The organism is Streptomyces sp. NPDC045022 (genome assembly GCF_056432605.1).
The window spans coordinates 25395-41244 of the sequence record NZ_JBWKIR010000001.1; the positions used below are offsets into that span (position 1 = coordinate 25395).

At 70.3% G+C, this 15850-nt stretch carries 17 protein-coding genes; 3 read left to right on the top strand and 14 right to left on the bottom strand.

Annotated features, from left to right (window positions below):
- The first annotated feature begins 14 nt into the window (after positions 1–14).
- Positions 15–635 (top strand): DUF305 domain-containing protein, encoded by a 621-nt coding sequence (locus AC07C1_RS00155; protein WP_478935861.1) that lies wholly within the window; start codon positions 15–17, stop codon positions 633–635.
- Between the two features lie 51 nt (positions 636–686).
- On the opposite strand, the gene rocD is transcribed toward AC07C1_RS00155, so the two are convergent.
- The 8 genes from rocD to AC07C1_RS00195 form a co-directional block, all read right to left on the bottom strand.
- On the bottom strand, positions 687–1904 hold the full coding sequence (gene rocD / locus AC07C1_RS00160) for an ornithine--oxo-acid transaminase (protein WP_478935863.1): 1218 nt from the start codon (positions 1902–1904) through the stop codon (positions 687–689).
- On the bottom strand, positions 1904–2713 hold the full coding sequence (gene ddaH, locus AC07C1_RS00165) for a dimethylargininase (RefSeq protein WP_478935864.1): 810 nt from the start codon (positions 2711–2713) through the stop codon (positions 1904–1906). Before ddaH ends, rocD begins: the two co-directional genes overlap by 1 nt.
- Positions 2714–2865: 152 nt before the next feature.
- Positions 2866–3351, bottom strand: a complete 486-nt coding sequence (locus AC07C1_RS00170) for an Lrp/AsnC family transcriptional regulator (protein ID WP_478935865.1) — start codon at positions 3349–3351, stop codon at positions 2866–2868.
- 37 nt (positions 3352–3388) lie between these two features.
- Positions 3389–3556 carry a hypothetical protein gene (locus AC07C1_RS00175; protein WP_478935866.1) on the bottom strand — a complete coding sequence of 56 codons (168 nt, stop codon included), beginning with the start codon at positions 3554–3556 and terminating at the stop codon, positions 3389–3391.
- Positions 3557–3625: 69 nt separating this feature from the next.
- Positions 3626–4576, bottom strand: coding sequence for a cytochrome c oxidase assembly protein (locus AC07C1_RS00180; RefSeq protein WP_478935868.1), 951 nt, complete (start codon positions 4574–4576; stop codon positions 3626–3628).
- A gap of 91 nt (positions 4577–4667) precedes the next feature.
- Positions 4668–5693, bottom strand: coding sequence for a 6-phosphofructokinase (locus tag AC07C1_RS00185; RefSeq protein WP_478935869.1), 1026 nt, complete (start codon positions 5691–5693; stop codon positions 4668–4670).
- A 218-nt stretch (positions 5694–5911) separates the two neighbouring features.
- Complete coding sequence (locus tag AC07C1_RS00190; RefSeq protein ID WP_478935870.1) at positions 5912–6640, bottom strand: type 1 glutamine amidotransferase; 729 nt, start codon at positions 6638–6640, stop codon at positions 5912–5914.
- A gap of 21 nt (positions 6641–6661) precedes the next feature.
- Complete coding sequence (locus AC07C1_RS00195; protein WP_478935871.1) at positions 6662–7900, bottom strand: DUF1727 domain-containing protein; 1239 nt, start codon at positions 7898–7900, stop codon at positions 6662–6664.
- Positions 7901–8050: 150 nt separating this feature from the next.
- On the opposite strand from AC07C1_RS00195, the gene def reads away from it, so the two are divergent.
- Entirely contained in the window at positions 8051–8605 is a 555-nt protein-coding gene (gene def / locus AC07C1_RS00200; protein ID WP_478935872.1) for a peptide deformylase, read from the top strand.
- Between the two features lie 244 nt (positions 8606–8849).
- On the opposite strand, the gene AC07C1_RS00205 is transcribed toward def, so the two are convergent.
- Positions 8850–9494: a TetR/AcrR family transcriptional regulator gene (locus AC07C1_RS00205; protein WP_478935873.1), complete on the bottom strand. Its 645-nt coding sequence runs from the start codon at positions 9492–9494 to the stop codon at positions 8850–8852.
- Between the two features lie 171 nt (positions 9495–9665).
- Between AC07C1_RS00205 and AC07C1_RS00210 the strand changes: the two genes are divergently transcribed.
- Complete coding sequence (locus AC07C1_RS00210) at positions 9666–10895, top strand: acyl-CoA dehydrogenase family protein (protein WP_478935874.1); 1230 nt, start codon at positions 9666–9668, stop codon at positions 10893–10895.
- Between the two features lie 81 nt (positions 10896–10976).
- On the opposite strand, the gene AC07C1_RS00215 is transcribed toward AC07C1_RS00210, so the two are convergent.
- The 5 genes from AC07C1_RS00215 to AC07C1_RS00235 all read right to left on the bottom strand — a co-directional run bounded on the left by AC07C1_RS00215 (position 10977) and on the right by AC07C1_RS00235 (position 15843).
- A complete protein-coding gene (locus tag AC07C1_RS00215) occupies positions 10977–11498 on the bottom strand; it encodes a cupin domain-containing protein (RefSeq protein WP_478936554.1) in 522 nt (173 codons plus the stop codon).
- A 94-nt stretch (positions 11499–11592) separates the two neighbouring features.
- Positions 11593–12810 carry a cytochrome P450 gene (locus AC07C1_RS00220; RefSeq protein WP_478935875.1) on the bottom strand — a complete coding sequence of 406 codons (1218 nt, stop codon included), beginning with the start codon at positions 12808–12810 and terminating at the stop codon, positions 11593–11595.
- Positions 12807–13871, bottom strand: a complete 1065-nt coding sequence (locus AC07C1_RS00225) for a type III polyketide synthase (protein ID WP_478935877.1) — start codon at positions 13869–13871, stop codon at positions 12807–12809. The genes AC07C1_RS00220 and AC07C1_RS00225 overlap by 4 nt, the downstream gene beginning before the upstream one ends.
- A 327-nt stretch (positions 13872–14198) precedes the next feature.
- Entirely contained in the window at positions 14199–14432 is a 234-nt protein-coding gene (locus AC07C1_RS00230; protein WP_478935878.1) for a DUF6213 family protein, read from the bottom strand.
- Positions 14433–14457: 25 nt separating this feature from the next.
- A complete protein-coding gene (locus tag AC07C1_RS00235; RefSeq protein ID WP_478935879.1) occupies positions 14458–15843 on the bottom strand; it encodes an NADP-dependent succinic semialdehyde dehydrogenase in 1386 nt (461 codons plus the stop codon).
- Between the last annotated feature and the right edge of the window lie 7 nt (positions 15844–15850).

Below are 15850 nucleotides of genomic sequence, written 5' to 3' on the forward strand. Positions count from 1 at the left end.
CAGGAGCCCGAAGCATGACCACCCGTACCTCAACGCGCCGTGCCGCCCTCGTCGCGGCCACCGCCGCCGCCGCCCTCCTCCTCGCCGCCTGCGGAGGCGACAAGGACAGCCATGGCAGCCACGCGCCCGCCGCCCCGAGCGCGTCCCCCACCGCCGACGCCACGGCCACCGCCCACAACGCCCAGGACGTCGCCTTCGCGCAGGGCATGGTCCCGCACCACCGGCAGGCCCTGGAGATGGCGCGGCTCGCCGCCGACCGGGCCTCCTCGGCCCGGGTGAAGGACCTCGCCACCCGCATCGAGAAGGCGCAGGACCCCGAGATCAGCACCATGACCGGCTGGCTCAAGGCATGGGGCGAGCAGCTCCCCATGGCCGGCATGGACCACTCGGGTCACGCCGGCATGTCCGGGATGATGAGCGACGGTGACATGGCGGCCCTGAAGAAGGCCACCGGCAAGGAATTCGACACCACGTTCCTGTCCCTGATGGTCGAACACCACCAGGGCGCCGTCGACATGGCCCGCACGGAGCGGGACAAGGGCGCGTACGGACCTGCCAAGCGCATGGCGGGCGATATCGTCACCGCGCAGAACGCCGAGATCAAGGAGATGAAGCAGCTCCTCGGCACCAGCTGACGACGCGAGCGGGGGCCGGTGCCCACGGCACCGGCCCCCGCCCACGGATCCTCAGGCCAGCACCTTCTCCAGCGCCGCCAGCGCGGAGCGCAGTTCCTCCGCCGTGATGGTCAGCGGAGGCGCCAGCCGGATCGTGGAACCATGGGTGTCCTTGACCAGGACCCCCTCCCGCATGAGGCGCTCACTGACCTCGCGGCCGGTGCCGATCGCCGGGTCGACGTCGACGCCGGCCCACAGCCCACGGGAGCGGAAGCCGAGCACACCCCTGCCGACCAGCTCGGTCAGCCCGTCCCGCAGGAGCACGCCCAGCTCGGCGGCCCGGCGCTGGAACTCACCGGTCTCCAGCAGCTCGACCACGGCCGTGCCCACCGCGGCGGCGAGCGGGTTGCCACCGAACGTGGAGCCGTGCTCGCCCGGACGCAGCACGCCCAGCACCTCACGCCGGGCCACCACCGCCGACACCGGCACGATGCCGCCGCCGAGCGCCTTGCCGAGCAGCAGCACGTCCGGGACGACGTCCTCGTGCTCGACGGCGAGGGTGCGGCCGGTGCGGCCGAGGCCCGACTGGATCTCGTCGGCGATGAACAGACAGCCCTTGCGCCGGGTCAGCTCGCGCACCCCGGCGAGATAGCCGTCGTCCGGGATGAGCACCCCCGCCTCGCCCTGGATGGGCTCGAGCAGCACCGCCGCCGTCGTCTCGTCGACGGCTTCCTCCAGGGCGGCCAGGTCGTTGTACGGCACGATCCGGAAGCCGGGGGTGAACGGGCCGAAGCCCGCGCGGGCCGTCTCGTCGGTGGAGAAGCTGACGATGGTCGTCGTGCGGCCGTGGAAGTTCTCCGCGGCGACGACGATCGTCGCCCGGTCGGCCGGGACGCCCTTCACGTCGTACGCCCACTTGCGGGCCACCTTGATGCCGCTCTCCACCGCCTCCGCGCCGGTGTTCATCGGCAGCACCATGTCCAGCCCGGTCAGCTCCGCGAGCCGCTCCGCGAACCCGGCGAGCCGGTCGTTGTGGAAGGCGCGGGAGGTGAGCGTCAGCAGGTCCAGCTGGCGGTGCGCGGCCTCGATCAGCGCCGGGTGCCGATGACCGAAGTTGAGCGCCGAGTATCCGGCGAGCATGTCGAGGTAGCGGTTGCCCTCGACATCCTCCACCCACGTGCCCTCGGCCCGGGCCACCACCACGGGCAACGGGTGGTAGTTGTGCGCGAGGACGGGCTCCTCCGCACGGATCAGGTCGTCGGACGTACGCGTGCGCGCGGGTGCGGTCATCAGCGGATCTCCTGGGTGCAGCACTTGATGCCGCCGCCTGCCTTGTGGAACTCGGACAGGTCGACGGGGACGGGGGTGTAGCCGTGGTCGGCGAGGCGCTCGGCGAGGGCCTCGGCGCGGGGTGCGATGAAGACGTTACGGCCGTCGGACACGGAGTTCAGGCCGAAGGCCATCGCGTCGTCCCGGGTGGCGAGCACCGCGTCCGGGTACAGGCGCCGCAGCACCTCCCGGCTGCCCGCCGAGAACGCCTCCGGGTAGTAACAGACGTTGTCGTCGTCCAGCACGAACAGCGCCGTGTCCAGGTGGTAGAAGTACGGGTCCACCAGGGTCAGGCCGATCACCGGGTGGCCGAGGAACTCCTGGGCCTCCCGGTGTGCCTCGCGGGTGGTGCGGAACCCGGTGCCGGCGAGTACGTACCGGCCCGTCCACACCAGGTCGCCCTCGCCCTCGGACACCGACTCGGGGCGGTACACGTCGTAGCCGGCCGACTTGAACCAGGTGTCGTAGTGCACGGACTCCGGGCGCCGCTCCGGCGCGTGGAAGAGCGAACCGAACACCCGGCCGTCCACCACGAACGCCGCGTTCGCGGAGAAGACCATGTCCGGCAGGCCGGGGACCGGCTCGACCGACTCGACGGAGTGACCGTGGGTGCGGTAGGCGCGGATCAGCGCCTGCCACTGGTCCCGGGCGAGATCCACGTCGACAGGACGGTCGGGATGCATCCAGGGATTGATCGCGTACTGCACCGCGAAATGTCTGGGTTCACAGACGAGGAAGCGCCGAGGGCGCGGCACACGGCTTTCGGACACAGAGGGTTTCCTCCGTTTTCCTGTGTGTCACTGCTGGGTGACACCACGGTAGGAAGGGAGGGAGGCGGACGACAAGAACGAAAGGCTGCGTGCATGCGCAGCATCACTGCGTTGTCCGAGCCCGACACGCACGACTCCTGCGCATAGTCGCGTCATTCCGGAGCTGCGTGGGTGGCGCCGGCTTCCGGGCTTTCCGGGAGAAGGTGGGACAGCACCATCACACTGATCGTCTTCCGGATGAACGGCTCGGCGCGAATGCGCTCCAGCACCTCCTCGAAGTGCTCCACGTCCCGTGCCCGCACATGCAGCAGCGCGTCTGCGCCGCCGGTCACCGTCATGGCCGCCGTGATCTCCGGATGGTTGCGGACGACCTCCGCCAGCCGCCGGGGCGGGGCCGCGCCCTCGCAGTAGACCTCGATGTACGCCTCGGTGCGCCAGCCGAGCGCGGAGGGCTTCACGGTCGCCGTGAACCCGGTGATCACCCCGGTCTCCCGCAGCCGGTCCACGCGTCGCTTGACCGCGGTCGCGGACAGCCCCACGCCCGCGCCGATCTCGGCGAAGCTGGTCCGGGCGTTCGCCATGAGCGCGGTGATGATCTTGCGGTCGAGGTCGTCGAACGAGGGCGTCCTGCTGTTCATGCGGGCACTGTAGTCACCGGCGCCCCCGCCGGAGGACTCACGACTGGGTGACGACCATGGCGACCGTCAGCAGGCCCAGCACCACCCAGCCGAACCACAGCCAGCCGTTGCTGCCGAGCGCGGCGGTGTAGGCGGTCACGACGACGAGCCCGCCGACCGTGAGTGCTCCCATCGCCTTGGTGGAACCGTTCGTGGAACCGGGCATCGCGACACCCTCCTCATGGTCCGTCCATGACCATGGTGCCCCGATTCCCGCCCGGACGGGATAGGCGGATCAGCCTTCGCGTGCGTTGAGCGAGGCCAGATAGGCGTTGTACGCCTCCAGCTCCTTGTCGCCGTCCCGGTCGGCGGCCCGGTCCTTGCGCTTGGCCTGCCGCTGCTCGGAGCCGTACCACTGGAACAGCAGCGCGATCAGCACCAGCACGGACGGGATCTCGCTGAACGCCCACGCGATGCCACCGGCCGCGTTCTGGTCGGTCAGCGCGTCGATGCCGAGCGAGGCCGGCGGGTCGCGGAACGTCTCCACCATCGGCGTCGACGCCATCATCAGCGCGATGCCGAAGAACGCGTGGAACGGCATGCCCGCGAACAGCTCCAGCATCCGCATCAGGTACCCGGGCCGGTGCGGACCCGGGTCCACGCCGATGATCGGCCAGAAGAACACCACACCCACCGCGAGGAAGTGCACCATCATCGCCAGGTGCCCGGCCTTCGAACCCATCAGGAAGTCGAAGATCGGCGTGAAGTACAGCGCGTACAAGCTCGCGATGAACAGCGGGATCGTGAACGCCGGGTGGGTGACGACCCGCATGTACCGGCTGTGCAGCAGCGCCAGCAGCAGCTCACGGGGACCCTTGCGGCCCTTCCCGGCGGCCGGCAGCGCGCGCAGCGCCAGGGTCACCGGGGCGCCGAGCAGGATCAGGATCGGCGACAGCATGCTGATCACCATGTGCTGCACCATGTGCACGCTGAACATGACCATGCCGTAGTCGTTCAGCCTGGTGCACATCACCAGCGCGATGGTGAGGACACCGACGACATACGAGACGGTACGGCTCACCGGCCAGGCGTCCCCGCGCCGCCGCAGCCGTACGACCCCCCACCCGTACAGCCCCAGCCCCACCAGGCAGCCGGCCAGGAAGAACGGGTCGGCGGACCACTCGAGCCCCCGCCCCAGCGTGAACGGCGGCAGATCCATGGTCATGCCGTGCCCGCTGTGATCCATCCGACGGCTCCTGTTTCGTGGGGGTTGTGCGATTCTGTCCGCCCCAAGAGTAGAGCTGTCCCCGGTCACCTCTTCGACCGGGGGCGGCAACTCAGAGCACGCACTCCGCCTCGTCGTACCGCTCGGAAGGCACCGTCTTCAGCGTCTCCACCGCCTCCGCCAGCGACACCATCGCGATGTCGGTGCCGCGAAGGGCCGTCATCTTCCCGAACTCGCCGCGGTGCACGGCCTCCACCGCATGCCACCCGAACCGGGTGGCGAGCACCCGGTCGTACGCCGTCGGCGTGCCACCACGCTGCACATGACCCAGGATCACCGGCCGCGCCTCCTTGCCCAGACGCTGCTCCAGCTCGATCGACAGCTGCCGCGCGATCCCCGCGAAGCGCTCGTGGCCGTAGACGTCCTTGCCGCCCTCGTCGAACTCCATGGAGCCCGGCCGCGGCTTGGCCCCCTCCGCGGCGACCACGATGGCGAACCGCTTGCCCGCCTCGAACCGCTCGCCGACCTTCCTCGTCAGCTCGTCGATGTCGAAAGGCCGTTCCGGTACGACGACGGCGTGGGCGCCCGCCGCCATGCCGGAGTGCAGCGCGATCCAGCCGGTGTGGCGGCCCATGACCTCCACGATCAGCACGCGCTGGTGCGACTCGGCGGTCGTCTTCAGCCGGTCGAGCGCCTCCGTCGCCACGGTCACCGCGGTGTCGAAACCGAAGGTGACGTCCGTGACGGCGATGTCGTTGTCGATGGTCTTGGGCACACCCACGATGGGCAGCCCGTTGTCCGACAGCAGCCGGGCCGCCTTCAGCGTGCCTTCACCGCCGATCGGGATGATCGCGTCCAGACCGAGTTCCGCGACATGGCCCCTGGCCCGCTCCACACCGTCCCGCAGATGTTCCGGGCGGACCCGGGAGGAGCCGAGGATGGTCCCGCCGCGAGCCAGGATGCCGGCCACGGCGTCGAGGTCGAGCTTGAGGTAGTCGCACTCCAGGAGGCCTTTCCAGCCGTCCCGGAAACCGATGACCTCGTCGCCGTGGTCGACGACGGCACGGTGCACGACGGACCGGATGACGGCGTTCAGGCCGGGGCAGTCGCCGCCGGACGTGAGGACACCAATGCGCATAGCCCGATATACCTTCTCAACGTGGGCCGGGAGACCGGACCACGTTGTCCGGCGGATTCCCGGCCACCCTACCGGCGTGACCGGGGGGCTCCGTAGCGGGCGTCCGCCTGCTGGACGCGCCCGCACATGTGAGCGGACGGCCCGTCAGGCGGGGGCCCTGTTGAGTGTCTGAGCGGGCTGCTGCGCAGCGGTTCTACGCAGGCTGCTGCGCAGCGGTTCTACGCAGGCTGCTGCGCAGCCGCGATGCGCTCGTTGCGGAGGGCCTCGTACCAGCGGTCGTCGATCGGCGGCAGCGCGTTGACGTCGAGCGCCAGCTTGAGCAGCAGGTCGGCGATCAGCGGGTTACGGGCGAGGACCGGCCCGTGCATGTACGTGCCGAAGACGGTCCCGTTGTACGCGCCCTCCGTGCCGTCCCCGGTGCCGTTGCCCTTGCCGATCTGCACCCGCGCGAACGGGCGGGCGGTCGGACCGAGGTGGGTGACGCCCTGGTGGTTCTCGAAACCGGTCAGCTGAGGCAAGCCGAGCTGCGGGTCGATGTCGCCGAGGACGTCGCCGACGCAGCGCTCGCCCTCGCCGCGCACCGACACCACGTCGAGCAGACCGAGGCCCGGCTCGCGCTGGCCGAGGTCGTTGATGAACTCGTGGCCGAGAATCTGGTAGCCGGCGCACACGGAGAAGACGATGGCGCCGTTCTGCACCGCCCGCTGCAGATGCCCGTCGCGGCGCAGCCGCTCGGCCGCGAGCCGCTGCGGACGGTCCTCGCCGCCACCGATCAGATAGATGTCACCGGAGGTCGGGATCGGCTGGTCGCTGCGCACGTCGAGCCGGGCCACGTCCAGGCCGCGCTGCCGGGCCCGGCGCTCCACGACGAGGGCGTTGCCCTGGTCGCCGTAGGTGCTCAGCAGGTCCGGGTAGATCCACACCAGCCGCAGTTGGTTGTCACTCATGAGGTGATCGCCCTTCGAAGATCAGTTGCCGACGCGGCGGCGCAGGTCCTGGAACGCGGTGTAGTTCGCGATGACCTCGATGCGTCCCGGCGGGGCCGTCTGCACGGCCTGGTCGAGGTTCTCGCAGACCTGGAAGTGCTGGTTCGCGACTTCCAGACGGACGGCGAGGTCCAGCTTGCGGTCACCGATGACGAAGATCGGGTGGCCGGTCAGCCGGGTGTAGTCGACGTCCCACAGCCAGGAGGTGTCGGTGCCGTCGGCCCCGCGCGCGTTCACGGAGAGGATCACCGGGGTGGGCGGCGGGTCGATCAGGGAGAAGGTCTCCAGCCAGCCGGCCGGGTTCTTGGCCAGCAGCAGCCGCAGGTCACGGTTGAGGAACTGGACGACGTCGTACCGTCCGGCCACTGCCTGCACCTGGTACATCCGCTCCAGGGCGACCTGGGGCGGCACCCCGAAGACGGCCGCGACGGCCGCGGAGCTGGCCGCGTTCGCCTTGTTGGCGCGGCCCGGCAGCTGCAGATGGATCGGCCAGGCGGACCCGTGCGGGTCCAGGACGTGATCCCCGGACAGCGCCCAGCTCGGCGTGGGCCGGCGGAAGCCGCACTCGCCGCAGAACCAGTCGTCGCCGGGGCGCTGCATCACACCACCGCACGACGGGCAGGACCAGGCGTCGTCCTTCCACATCTGGCCGGCCGCGACCCAGATCACATTCGGGGAGGAGGATGCGGCCCACACCACCAGCGGGTCGTCGCAGTTGGCGACGATCACGGCCTTGGACCCGGCCAGGCCCTCACGCCAGTTCTCGGCGAGCATCCGGGTCTCGGCGGCGCGGTCGAGCTGGTCGCGGGAGAGGTTCAGCAGGGCGATGCACTTGGGGCTGGTGTCCCGCGCCACACCGGCCAGGTACTTCTCGTCCACCTCGATGACACCGAACTTGGCGTCCGAGCCGCCCGCGAGCGCGGAGGTGATACCGGCCGGCATGTTGGCGCCGAGCGCGTTCGACACGACCGGGCCCGCGGCGCGCAGCGCCTCCGCGATGAGCCGGGTGGTCGTGGTCTTGCCGTTGGTCGCCGACACCAGGACGACGTCCAGGTTCTGGGCGAGCCGGGCGAGCAGGTCGGGGTCGAGTCTGAGCGCGACTTTGCCACCGATCACCGACCCGCTGCCGCGTCCCGCGGCCCGCGATGCCGCAGCGACCGCCTTGCCCGCGGTCACGGCCAGCTTGGCCCGCGGCGAGAGCGGGTCCGAGTTGCCTGCCATCAGTTCTCGATCCTCCTTGCGTACGCGCCGCGCCTGGGGCCATCCGGCAACGTGGTGTGGACCTCAGCCTATCGAGATCCGTTCGCACACCCGAATCCCGGGCCATGCCTGCGCGCGGGCATGAGCTGAACGAACCGTACCCTTGCCGCCATGCGACACGGCTCGATCCCGGGCGCCCACGGGCGCGTCCGGCCCCTTTCCCTGCTCGGAGACGAGGCGCTGCGCGAGCAATGCCGGGAAGTCACCGACTTCGGCCCCGATCTGGCAGCGCTCGTGGAGGACTTGTTCGCCACGATGTACGCGGCGCGGGGGGTGGGCCTGGCCGCGAATCAGATCGGCGTCCCTTTGCGGGTGTTCGTATACGACTGTCCGGACGACGAGGACGTGCGTCACCTCGGCCATGTGGTGAACCCGCGGCTGGTGGAGACGGACGGTGTGGTGATCCGGGGCCCGGAGGGCTGCCTGTCCCTGCCGGGCCTGGAGGCGGGGACGGAGCGGTACGACCACGCGGTGGTCGAGGGCTGCACGGTGACGGGGGAGCCGGTCACCGTGCACGGCACCGGCTTCTTCGCACGGTGCCTGCAGCACGAGTGCGACCACCTGGCGGGCACGGTGTACGCCGATCACCTCGGGGGCTGGCGCAAGCGGCGGCTGACGAGGCAGATCGGGCGAGCCCCTTGGAGCCGGGCGGGCCGTCCCGTCTGAGGGGCGCGGGGCCGTGTCTCATGTGCGGCTGCGCCGTGTGAGCGCGACAGGCCCACGGCGACCCGCATTCGCCGGCGAGCCCCCTAGGGTCTCTCGTTGGATCATGCCGGGCTCGCGGGGCCTGGCGCCGCACCTCGCCGCGTTGTCGTCGGTTGCCATGGCTCCGCCATGACGCCCTCCTCCGCCTTGCGATGCACGGCGCCAGGCCCCGCTCCCTGATCCGGCATGAGCCAAACGAAAGGGCCTAGAACCCCGGGCCTCCGATTTTGTCCCCGGCCGCGGCCAGCCGCCCCCACAGCAGATCCGCCAGAGACCGCACCAACTCGGCCCGGGAGCAGGGTCGTTCGCCCAGCCACCAGTCACCCGCCGCATGCATCATGCCGACGATGCCGTGTCCCCAGACCCGGGCGAGCTGCTGACTCCCCGGCCCCAGATCCACTCGCTCCTCGATGACCTGAGCCAGCTCCTCGCCCATCCGCCGGAGCAGCGGGGCGCTGTGCTTGCCGACGTCGAACCCCTGGTCGCCACCGGTGCTGCCCTCCGCCGGGTGCATCAGGAACCGGTACACCTGAGGCCGCGCCTCGATCGCCGCGAGGTAGGTGTCGAGGGTGGACTCGACGCGCTCCCGCCGGTCCGCCGGGGCGTCCAGCGCCGCCCGCAGCGAGTCCAGCAGGGCGTCGGTGTGCCGCGTGGCCAAGGCCGCGTAAAGCCCGCCCTTGTCGCCGAAGTGGCGGTAGAGGATCGGCTTCGTGATACCCGCCTCCGCCGCGATCGCGTTCATCGACGCCTGCGGGCCGTCGCGCAGCACCACCCGGTCGGCGGCCTCCAGCAACTCGCGCCGTCGGCGGTCGGCGGACCGCTGCTGGTCGGTCCGCTGCGTGGTGTCCATGTGCTCTCCCCACCCGTGCTGATTCGGTGACGCCTGCGCAAACTAACACTGACTGTGCCCCTGACATCGCACGGGATCCCGGGGCGTCATCAGCGGTTGACTTTCCCTACCCGCCAGTAACAGACTCGGGTTACCGCTAGTAACATCGCACCGCCCGCCGCTGGAGGGGACATGGCAGAGTTCACCATGGAGCTGAACGACGAACAGAAGGAAGTCCGGGACTGGCTCCATGGCTTCGCAGCCGATGTGATCCGCCCCGCGGCCGCCGAGTGGGACGAGCGCGAGGAGACTCCCTGGCCGGTCATCCAGGAGGCCGCGAAGGTCGGCATCTACTCCCTCGACTTCTACGCGCAGCAGTACTTCGACCCCACCGGCCTCGGTATCCCGATGGCCATGGAGGAACTGTTCTGGGGCGACGCGGGCATCGCCCTCTCCATTGTGGGCACGGGCCTGGCCGCCGTGGGCGTCCTCGCCAACGGGACCGAGGAACAGATCGGCACCTGGATCCCGCAGATGTACGGCGACCAGAACGATGTGAAGGTGGCCGCCTTCTGCTCCTCGGAGCCCGACGCCGGCTCCGACGTGGCCTCCATGCGCACGCGGGCCGTGTACGACGAGGCCACGGACGAGTGGGTGATCAACGGCACGAAGACCTGGGCGACGAACGGCGGCATCGCCAACGTCCACGTCGTCGTCGCGGTGGTCGACCCGGAGCTGGGTTCCAAGGGCCACGCGTCCTTCATCGTCCCGCCGGGCACGCCGGGTCTCGCACAGGGCCAGAAGTTCAAGAAGCACGGCATCCGTGCCTCGCACACCGCCGAGGTCATCCTCGACGACGTCCGCGTTCCCGGTTCCTGCCTGCTCGGCGGCAAGGAGAAGCTGGACGAGCGGCTCGCCCGGGCCCGGGAGAAGGCCAAGGCCCTCGGTGGCGAGCGCGTGAAGAACGCGGCGATGGTGACGTTCGAGGCGAGCCGCCCCGCGGTGGGCGCCATGGCGGTCGGTACCGCCCGGGCGGCTTATGAAGTCGCGCTCGACTACGCCAGGACCCGTGAGCAGTTCGGTCGGCCGATCATCGACAACCAGGGGGTCGCCTTCCAGCTCGCGGACATGCGGACGCAGATCGACGCGGCCCGGCTGCTGGTGTGGCGGGCGTCCTGGATGGCGGTCAACGGCAAGCCGTTCACCGCGGCCGAGGGCTCCATGTCGAAGCTGTTCGCCAGCGAGACGGCGAAGAAGGTGACCGCACAGGCGATCCAGATCCTGGGCGGCAACGGGTACACGCGTGAGTACCCGGTGGAGCGGATGCACCGGGACTCGGCCATCTACACGATCTTCGAGGGGACGAGCGAGATCCAGCGGCTCGTCATCGCGCGGACCTTGGCGGGGATGCCGATCCGGTAGCGAGTGAGGGCCGCGGGTGCGCTGCGGCCGGCCGCCTCCGGCCGGCTGCCGGCGCACCCGCGCCCCTTCGGGCCGGCACGGTCACCTGTGCCGCAGAGGTGTGAGCTGTTCGATGTCGTAGCGCCTCCGGAGCTGTTCGATCGCCTCGCGGTCCGGTGGACCGCCGTCGCGGAGGATCTCCAGCAACTCCTCGAAATAGCGCTCGTGATCCGGTGGCGGACTCGCCTGGAAGAACATCCTGGCCGGGGTGTCCGTCGGGTTGGCGAACGCGTGCGGGCAGCCGGGGGGTACGACGATCACCGTGCCCGGGGTCGCACGGACCACCCTGCTGCCCGAACTCGACTCCCACTTCCGCCAGTTGTCGGGGGTGCGGACGCGGGGCTCGAAGGCGAGCACGTCCAGCTCGCCATCGAGGACGTAGAACAACTCCTCGCTGCGCGTGTGCACATGCGCGCCGACGTCGAAGCCCGGCGGGACCTCCACCTCGAAGGTGGAGGCCATCCGCGAGTGGGTGCCGGTGACCTTGAACGTCACCCGCTGGGCGGGCGTCTCCACGACGCGGCCGTGTCCCGGCGGTACGAGGAGCCCTTCGGTCGGCGCCATCTCCCGGGGCGGCGCGTCCGCCTGGGACGGCGCCACCCCACGGGCCGCGGGCCCTTCGGGTGCTGTCAGCCCTTCGGTCGTCGTCATCTGCCGCTCACCACATCACGGGCAGGGCCTCGGGCCCCCGGATCAACGCGCCCTTCCGGAAGGGCACCTGGTCCGGCGGCACGGCCAGCTTCAGGCCTGGTATCCGGTCCAGCAGCGCTTCGACCAGCAGTTCCGACTCCAGCCGGGCCAGCATGCCGCCGGGGCAGTAGTGCGGGCCGAAGCCGAACGCCACGTGCGGGTTCGGGCTGCGGGTGAAGTCGATGGTCTCCGGGTCCGGAAAGACGTCCGGGTCCCGGTTGGCGGCCAGGTAGGAGACGTAGACCGGGTCACCGGCGCGGATGCGGACGCCGCTGATCTCCACGTCCTCCAGGGCGATCCGGGACAGCCCGACCGCGTTGCGGTGCGGGATGTAGCGCAGGAGTTCGTCGATGCCCCTCCGGCGGATCGCCGGCTCGTCGCGCAGCCGTTCCGCCAGGTCGGGGCGGGTCAGCAGCAGGTAGAACATCTGCCCGCTGTTGTTGGTGACCGCCTCACCGCCGATCTGGAGCAGCACGGCGAGGCCGACGGCCTCCTCCAGCGTGACCTCGTCCCGGCCCACGGCGGCACCCAGTAGCGAGGTGACGTCCTCGGCCGTGCTGTTCCCGCGCCGCCCGATCAGGTCCGAGAAGTAGGCGCTCATCTCGCGCTTCGCCCTCTCGCTGACCTCCTTTCCGTGGGCCGAGGACAGGATCAGCTGGGTCCAGGTGTGCATGTCGTGCCGGTCACCGGCCGGGACGCCCATCAGCTCGCAGATCACCGCGATGGGGAACGGGCTGAGAATCGCCGCTGTGAGATCGGCGGGCGGGCCGTCCCGGAGGAGTGCGCCGACCAGCTCGTCCAGCATGCCGCGCGCCTTGTCGCGGACGCGCTCCACGCCCTTCGCGGTGAAGGCGGCGGCCACCGAGCGGCGCAGCCGGTTGTGGTCGGGCGGGTCGAGGAAGCCGACCGCGCCCCGGTCGGGGATGAAGTGCGGGGCGAGCCGGGTGACCGGCTTGTCCATCACCGCCTCACGGCTGAAACGGGGGTCGTTGGCCACCTGCCGCACGTCGTCGTACCGGGTGACCAGCCAGGCCCACCCCTCGCCGTTGGGCAGCTGGATGCGGGTGACCGGGCCCTCGCGTATCAGCTCGGTCAGCACCGGGTCGAAGTCGGCCCCGGTCAGGTCGAGCGCCGGCCACTGCCGGACCGGGGGCAGGGTCTCGGTGAGCGTCTCACCGGCGGTCATCGCCCGTCTCCGTTCGAGGAGACCCAGCGGCCCACCGTCATCTCGGCGGTGATGCCGGGTCCGAACCCGGCGAGCAGTCCGCGCGCCCGGTCCTCGGCGCCGCCCTCGTCGAACAGCCGGCGCAGCGCGTCCAGGACGACGGCGCTGGCGATGTTGCCGTACTCGGTGAGCGTGGCCCGGCTGAACCGGAACGCATGCGGTTCGACCTCCAGGAACTTGCTGAGGTCGTCGAGTATTCGGGGACCGCCGGCGTGGATGATGTAGAAGTCCAGGTCGGCCGCGTCCCAGCCGTGCGTGCCGGCCAGGTCCTTCAGCGCCGGGGCGAGCGGCTCCATGGTCGTCGGCACCCGCTTGTCGAGCAGGAAGTGGAAGCCGGTCGCCCGGACGTCGTAGGCGATCCAGTCCTCCGTCTTCGGGATGAGGTACGAGCCGTTGCGCTCGAGCCGGACGCCCGTGCCGCCGTGCCCGCGCACCACGGCGGCGGCGATGCCGTCACCGAACAGGCCGTTGGAGAGCAGCGAGCCGATGCCGAGGTCGGTGGGCTGGTAGCACAGCGAGCAGAACTCGCAGGCCACGATCAGCGCGTTGGCGTTCGGGTAGGCCGAGCAGAAGTCGTGGGCCCGGTTGATCGCCGCGCCGCCGGCCGCGCAGCCGAGCTGGGCGATGGGGAGCTGACGGGTGGTGCTGTCGAAGTCCATCTCGTTGATCAGCCACGCCGTGAGCGAGGGCATCATGAAGCCCGTGCACGACACGTAGATGATCACGTCGATGTCGCTGGTGAGCACCTCGGCGTCGTCGAGCGCTCGCTGGATCACCGCGGGGACCCGGGCCTTGGCCTCGGCCTCGTAGAGCTTGTTGCGGTCCTCGAAGCCCGGGTGCTTGAGGGTCTCCTCGATGGGCTGCACGATGTGCCGGGTCTTCACGCCCGTGTTCTCGATCAGCCGCAGCGCGAGGGGCAGTTGAGGGTGGTCCGCGTGGCGGGAGCGCGCCAGCTCCAGCGTCTCCTCCATCGTGATCACGTGCTCCGGGACCGACACCGAGGGTCTGCACAAAGTCGCCATGAACCGTCCCTGCTTTCCGATTCCCAGCGGGCCTTCGCCCACCGGCCAGAAGGTGGTTCACCTCAGGGGGTGCTCCATCCACGGTCACCCGAGAGGGCGATGATCTCGCGTTGGGTTACTCCGAATCGGGGACCCCGGGTCAGGCTCGAAGGGCCACTTATGCCGCCGGACGAGGGAAAACACCATGACGGCTGTTACGGCGTGGGATCGGCTGTCTCGGCGAAGGGCGGCGGTTACGGCGTAGGATCGGCTGTCACGGCGACGCGGCTGGGCCGCGTGGGTGCGGCAAGCCACCGCGCACCCGCACAGCACCGTGCGCCGAAGCTCCTACGGCGCCCCACTGCTGTGCGCGATGCAGGCGACGTCGATACGGTCCGCCAGCTTGGCCAGCTCGATGGTCAACGCGGCAACCGTGTCCTCGTCCAGCGCCTGGTCCCCGGCCTCGACCAGGTGCAGCCACCGCCCACCCACGGTCCGCAACAACTTACTCACGTCGGCCGCGGCCACCTGCAAGGTACCGCGGTCGTCGACGATCAGAGGCAGGGTCACTTCGCGGTTCACAAACGGGATGGTAGCCGCGCAGCACTCACGCACCCTGCCAAACCGTGGTGATGTTGCAGAACTCGCGGATTCCGTGCCCGGACAGCTCACGCCCGTACCCCGACCGCTTCACGCCGCCGAACGGGAAGGCCGGATGCGATGCGGTCATGCCGTTGACGTACACGGAACCCGCCTCCAGGTCCCGCGCGAACCGCTCCACCTCATTCTCGTCCCGCGTCCACACGTTCGAACTCAGTCCGAACAGCGAGTCGTTGGCGATCAGGATCGCCTCGTCCAGGTCCCCGGCCCGGTACAGCGTGGCGACCGGCCCGAACGCCTCCTCGCGGTGGACGCGCATCTGCCGGGTGATGCCGGCGAGCACGGTCGGCGGGTAGTACCAGCCCGGCCCGTCCGGCCGCTCCCCGCCGCACAGCACCTCGGCCCCGCCGCGCTTCGCGTCGACGACCAGCTCCTCCAGATCGTCCCGCCCCCGCTCGCTGGCGAGCGGCCCGATCTCGGTGTCCTCCGCCAGCGGGTCGCCGATCTTCAGGGCCTTCATGCCCGCGGCGAACTTCTCGGCGAAGGCGTCGTAGACGTCGGTGTGCACGATGAACCGCTTGGCGGCGATGCAGGACTGCCCGTTGTTCTGCACCCGCGCGGTCACCGCGATCCGCGCCGCCCGGTCGAGGTCGGCGGACGGCATGACGATGTACGGATCACTGCCGCCCAGTTCCAGCACCGTCTTCTTGATCATCTCGCCGGCGGTGGAGGCGACTGCCCGTCCGGCGGGCTCGCTGCCCGTCAGCGTGGTGGCCTTCACCCGCTCGTCACGCAGGATGTCGTCCACCGCCCCCGAGCCGATCAGCAGGGTCTGGAAACAGCCCTCCTCGAAGCCCGCCCGGTGGAACAGGTCCTCCAAGTACAGGGCGGTCTGCGGGACGTTGGAGGCGTGTTTGAGCAGGCCCACATTGCCCGCCATCAGCGCGGGCGCGGCGAACCGGATCACCTGCCAGAGGGGGAAGTTCCAGGGCATCACGGCGAGGACGGGTCCGAGCGGCCGGTAACGGACCCGGACCCGGGAGGCGCCGGAGTCCTTCACGTCCGACTCGGCCGGCTCCTCGTCGGCCAGCAGCCCCTCGGCGTGTTCCGCGTACCAGCGCATCGCCTTGGCGCACTTCGCGGCCTCCGCCCGCGCCTGCTTGACCGGCTTGCCCATCTCGATGGTCATGACCCTGCCGATCTCCTGCTGGTCCTCGTCCAGCAGGTCGGCGGCCCTGTTCAGCAGCCGGGCACGTTCGGCGAACGTGGTCGTCCGGTACGTGCGGAACGTTGCCTCGGCGAGCTGGAGCCGGCGCTCCAGCTCCTCCTCGCCCATGGGCGCGTACGTCTTGAGTGTCTCGCCGTTCGCCGGGTTCACCGTCGCGATGGGCATGGCCGAC

Excerpts from the sequence above, each read along its gene's own strand:
- AC07C1_RS00155 (WP_478935861.1), top strand. The coding sequence starts at position 15 with ATGACCACCCGTACCTCAACGCGCCGTGCCGCCCTCGTCGCGGCCACC.
- rocD (WP_478935863.1), bottom strand. The coding sequence starts at position 1,904 with ATGACCGCACCCGCGCGCACGCGTACGTCCGACGACCTGATCCGTGCG.
- AC07C1_RS00170 (WP_478935865.1), bottom strand. The coding sequence starts at position 3,351 with ATGAACAGCAGGACGCCCTCGTTCGACGACCTCGACCGCAAGATCATC.
- AC07C1_RS00175 (WP_478935866.1), bottom strand. The coding sequence starts at position 3,556 with ATGCCCGGTTCCACGAACGGTTCCACCAAGGCGATGGGAGCACTCACG.
- AC07C1_RS00180 (WP_478935868.1), bottom strand. The coding sequence starts at position 4,576 with ATGGATCACAGCGGGCACGGCATGACCATGGATCTGCCGCCGTTCACG.
- AC07C1_RS00185 (WP_478935869.1), bottom strand. The coding sequence starts at position 5,693 with ATGCGCATTGGTGTCCTCACGTCCGGCGGCGACTGCCCCGGCCTGAAC.
- AC07C1_RS00190 (WP_478935870.1), bottom strand. The coding sequence starts at position 6,640 with ATGAGTGACAACCAACTGCGGCTGGTGTGGATCTACCCGGACCTGCTG.
- AC07C1_RS00195 (WP_478935871.1), bottom strand. The coding sequence starts at position 7,900 with ATGGCAGGCAACTCGGACCCGCTCTCGCCGCGGGCCAAGCTGGCCGTG.
- def (WP_478935872.1), top strand. The coding sequence starts at position 8,051 with ATGCGACACGGCTCGATCCCGGGCGCCCACGGGCGCGTCCGGCCCCTT.
- AC07C1_RS00205 (WP_478935873.1), bottom strand. The coding sequence starts at position 9,494 with ATGGACACCACGCAGCGGACCGACCAGCAGCGGTCCGCCGACCGCCGA.
- AC07C1_RS00210 (WP_478935874.1), top strand. The coding sequence starts at position 9,666 with ATGGCAGAGTTCACCATGGAGCTGAACGACGAACAGAAGGAAGTCCGG.
- AC07C1_RS00215 (WP_478936554.1), bottom strand. The coding sequence starts at position 11,498 with ATGGCGCCGACCGAAGGGCTCCTCGTACCGCCGGGACACGGCCGCGTC.
- AC07C1_RS00220 (WP_478935875.1), bottom strand. The coding sequence starts at position 12,810 with ATGACCGCCGGTGAGACGCTCACCGAGACCCTGCCCCCGGTCCGGCAG.
- AC07C1_RS00225 (WP_478935877.1), bottom strand. The coding sequence starts at position 13,871 with ATGGCGACTTTGTGCAGACCCTCGGTGTCGGTCCCGGAGCACGTGATC.
- AC07C1_RS00235 (WP_478935879.1), bottom strand. The coding sequence starts at position 15,843 with ATGCCCATCGCGACGGTGAACCCGGCGAACGGCGAGACACTCAAGACG.